Genomic DNA, 3,974 nt, shown 5'->3' with positions numbered 1-3,974 from the left:
GTCAATGTCCTGACTCTCCGCCACGACGCGCCACGCCTCGGCACGCTGGGTCCGGCGATCTGGGAGGGCAGCAGCGCCCTGGTGACCCTGGCCATCTTCATGATCCCCGCCGCCGTCGCCGTCTGGACGACCCGAACCGCTCCGCGCTGGTGGCGGGCCGCTCCGATTCACCTGGTGGCGGTCGTGCTCTACTCGGTGCTGCACGTCTCGGGGTTCGTGGCGCTGCGCAAACTGGCCTACCTCGCCTTCATGGGCGGTCCCTACCAGTTCGGGCCGCTGTCCACGGAGTTCCCCTACGAGTTCCGCAAGGACCTGATGGCCTACGGTCTGGCCTCGATCATCTATTATCTGTCGCTGAGGCGCAGCGCCCGCGAGGCCGCCGCTCACACCCAGACAACCTCGACCGCGCCCAGCTTCGACATCCGCGACGGCGCGCGCCTGGTCCGCGTGCCGGTGTCCGAAATCCTGGCGGTGCGTTCGGCCGGAAACTATGCCGAGTTCCTGCTGGCAGACGGTCGGCGTCCGCTGATGCGCTCGTCGCTCAGCGCCCTGGAGACCCAGATGGCCGATCACGGCTTCCTGCGCACCCATCGCTCGTGGCTGGTGAACCCCACCCGGATGACCGGCCTTCGGCCCGAGGGCTCGGGGGACTATGCGGTCGAGCTCGGCGCCGTCGAGGCGCCGCTCTCGCGCCGCTTTCCCCAGGCCCTGACGACGCTCCGCGGCTAGTTCAGCAGCAGGCCCATGACGATGTCGTCGTCGACCGTGCCGTCCGGCAGCCGCCCCCGACCGATCATCCGTCCCTCGATCCTGAAACCCAGCCGCTCATAGAGCCGCTGGGCGCCGAGATTGGCCGCGCCGGTCCAGAGCTCGATCCGGCCGACCGGCGGGGTCATGGCCCTGGCCGTGTCGATCAGCGCGCGGAACAGCGCCGAGCCGACGCCTCTGCCCTGCCAATCCGGATCGACCGCCACGGTCAGGTCCGTCAGCACATGGGCGAAGATCGCGATCTGCATCCGCTCGACATGCAGCTCGCCGCACAGCGCCCCGTCCGCGCTCACGGCCACCAGGTTCACCCCGCCGTCGGCGGCGGCCTCCAAGGCGTGGGCGACGTAGCCGGCCGTCACTTCGTCAGGCTGGCGCGCCAGGCCGCCGGGCTGAGCAGCGACTTTGCGATGCAATGCGAGGATGGCTTCGGCGTCCTGCGACGTTGCGGGGCGGACGGTGAAGTCGCTCATGCTCAGGCGGCTCGCTGGAACGGATAGAAGTCACCGCCAAGGTCGAGGATCGCCGTCAGTTCGTCCAGCGCCTCACGCCCCTCGACGATCAGCGCCGGATCCGTCAGGTCGGCTGGGGCCAGACGGTCGCGGTAGCGGTGCTCGGCCCAAGCGTTGAGGCGCCCGTGCAGGCCCGCGTCGAACCGTTGGCCAGGATTGGTCGCCGCCAGCTCGGCGTCGGTCAGCACGACCCGCAACCTCAGGCAGGCCGGACCGCCGCCGTTGCGCATGCTCTGGCGCACATCGACATACTCGACCCGGCCGATCGGGCCATTGGAGCCGGCCAGGGCCTGGGCGGCCGCGTGGGCGCGTGGGTTGTCGCGGGTCTCGCCCGGCGCCAGCAGCACAAGGCGGTCCTCGCCGGGCAGGACCAGGAGCTGGGAATTGAAGAGATAGCTCTTCACCAGGTCGTCCATCRGCAGGTCGGCCTCGCTGATCTCGACGAAGGCCGGCTCGAACAGGCCGTCGGCGGCGCGACGGACGCCGTCCTCCATCGCCGCGCGATCCTCGAAGGCACGCTCGTGGAACAGCAGGCATTGGCGAGTCCCGACGCAGACCACGTCGTTGTGGAAGGCGCCGCCGTTGATCGCCGCCATGCCCTGGCGGGCGAACACGCCGCGCGCCGCGCCGTGCCGGCGCTCGATCGCCTCGAAGGCCTCGCGGGTCTGGCGGGCCGGATAGCGGCCGTCCCAGCGCTCCCAGGCCTCGCGCCCCCAGACGAACAGATTGACCCCCGCCTCGCCATGGTCGGCGCACAGTCGCACATGGTTGGCCGCGCCCTCATCGGCGAGGTGCGGCTGGGCCGGCAGCGGCTCATGCACGGCGAACCGATCCCGGTCAGGAAACAGCCGGCGCAGGCTTCGGGTGGTCTGCTCGCCCTCCAGGCTGCGGTGCAGGTTGGTCAGCAGATTGGCCGGGGTGAAGTGCACCCGGCCGTCGGCCGTGTCGGCGCTGGGCGTGACCGTGGCGGCGTTGGCGGCCCACATCGGCGAGGCCGAGCAGGAAGCGGCGGCCAGCGCGGGCGCGTCCTTCCAGGCCTTTTCCAGCACCTGGGCGTCGGAGCCCGAGAAGCCGACCGAACGCAGCAGCGCCAGGTCCGGCCGCTCGTGCGGCGGCAGCACGAACTGCGGCACGCCCCAATCAGCCAGCTTGCGCATCTTGGTCAGGCCCTCCAGCACCGCGGCGCGCGGATTGGAGATTTCGCCGGCGTTGGTCTGGCTGGCGATGTTGCCTGGCGACAAGCCGACATAGGAGTGGGTCGGCCCGACCAGGCCGTCGCAATTGGCCTCGACCGCGCGGGAAGTCATTCGCGCAGGCCCTTGATATCGCCCAGGGTATTGGCCACGCCCTGCGCCTCGAAACTGGCCACGGGATAGGCGCAGTAGTCGGCCGCGTAATAGGCGCTGGGCCGGTGGTTGCCTGAGCTGCCCAAGCCGCCGAACGGCATGGTCCCGGCCGCGCCGGTGGTCGGCCGGTTCCAGTTGACGACGCCGGCCCGAATGCGCTTCAGGAAATGATCCCAGTGCGCCGCATCCTTGGAGATCAGTCCGGCCGACAGGCCGTAGCGCGTGGCGTTGGCGGCGGCGATCGCCTCGTCGAACGAGCCGACCCGGCGCACCTGCAGCAGCGGCGCGAACAACTCCTCGTCGGCGATGGTCTCGCCGGTCACGTCCACCAGCCCGGGCGAGACGAACGCACCGCTCAGACCGTCGACGGCCGTCATGGCGCGCACGGCCTTGCCGGGCATGGCCTTGGCGCCGGCCAAGGCCGCGGCGGCGGCGCGGTTCGAGATCAGCGGCCCCATGAAGGGCTCCTCGCGACCGTTCCACGGCCCGATGACCAGACGCTCGGACAAGGCGGCGACGGCGTCGATCACCGCCTGCCCGCTCGCGTCGTCACGCACGATCAGGCGCCGGGCGCACGAACAGCGTTGGCCGGTCGTGATAAAGGCCGACTGCACGACCATGGCCGCCACGGCCTCGGCGTCGCCGGCGTCCCAGACGACCAGCGGATTGTTGCCGCCCAACTCCAGGGCCAGGATCACGTCCGGGCGGTCGGCGAAGTGGCGGCGGAAGACGGCGCCGGCGGCGGCCGAGCCGGTGAACAGCAGGCCGTCGATCTCCTGGTCGATCAGCGCCTGGCCGACCTCGCGGCCGCCCTGCACCAGATTGACCACGCCAGGCGGCACGCCGGCCGCCTCCAGCGCCTCGACCAGCAATTGACCGGCCAGGGGCGTCTCTTCCGACGGCTTGAACACCACGGTGTCGCCGGCCAGCAGCGCCGGCACGATGTGGCCGTTGGGCAGGTGGCCCGGGAAGTTGAACGGCCCCAGCACCGCCATCACGCCGTGCGGACGGTGGCGCAGCACGGCGCGACCGAACGCCATATCGCTGGCGTGTTCGCCCGTGCGTTCGTCATAGGCCTTGATCGAGGCCTCGACCTTGCCGGCCATYGAGCCCAGCTCGGCCTTGGTCTCCCACAGCGCCTTGCCGGTTTCGCGGCTCAGGGCCTCGGCGAAGCTCCCCGTGCGGGTGACCAGCACGTCCTTGTAGCGGCGCAGGACGGCGATCCGCTCTTCGCGCGGCAGGTCGGCCCAGGCCGGGAACGCCTTGCGCGCCGCCTCGACGGCCGCCCCCACGTCGGCGGGGCCGGCGGTCGCCTGACGCCAGATCACCTCGCCGGTGGTCGGATCGACCG

Annotated in this window: 4 protein-coding genes; 1 reads left to right on the top strand and 3 read right to left on the bottom strand. The window is 71.0% G+C overall.

Features of this window, described 5'->3' with window-relative positions:
- A partial coding sequence (locus AC1DZ6_RS20795) for a LytTR family DNA-binding domain-containing protein (RefSeq protein WP_477099035.1) occupies positions 1 to 729 on the top strand: 729 nt, incomplete at its 5' end.
- On the opposite strand, the gene AC1DZ6_RS20790 is transcribed toward AC1DZ6_RS20795, so the two are convergent.
- From AC1DZ6_RS20790 to astD, 3 genes are all read right to left on the bottom strand, one after another.
- A complete protein-coding gene (locus AC1DZ6_RS20790) occupies positions 726 to 1,238 on the bottom strand; it encodes an N-acetyltransferase family protein (protein ID WP_477099034.1) in 513 nt (170 codons plus the stop codon). The genes AC1DZ6_RS20795 and AC1DZ6_RS20790 overlap by 4 nt on opposite strands.
- Positions 1,239 to 1,240: 2 nt before the next feature.
- Positions 1,241 to 2,584, bottom strand: coding sequence for an N-succinylarginine dihydrolase (gene astB / locus AC1DZ6_RS20785; RefSeq protein WP_477099033.1), 1,344 nt, complete (start codon positions 2,582 to 2,584; stop codon positions 1,241 to 1,243).
- Positions 2,581 to 3,974: succinylglutamate-semialdehyde dehydrogenase (gene astD / locus AC1DZ6_RS20780; RefSeq protein ID WP_477099032.1), on the bottom strand; the 1,394-nt coding region annotated here is incomplete at its 5' end. The genes astD and astB, both read right to left, overlap by 4 nt.

The sequence above is a fragment of the Caulobacter sp. P1_B12_2 genome (genome assembly GCF_056406675.1).
Note: the sequence above shows the minus strand (reverse complement) of the source record. Positions and strands in the feature narration are given on the sequence as shown.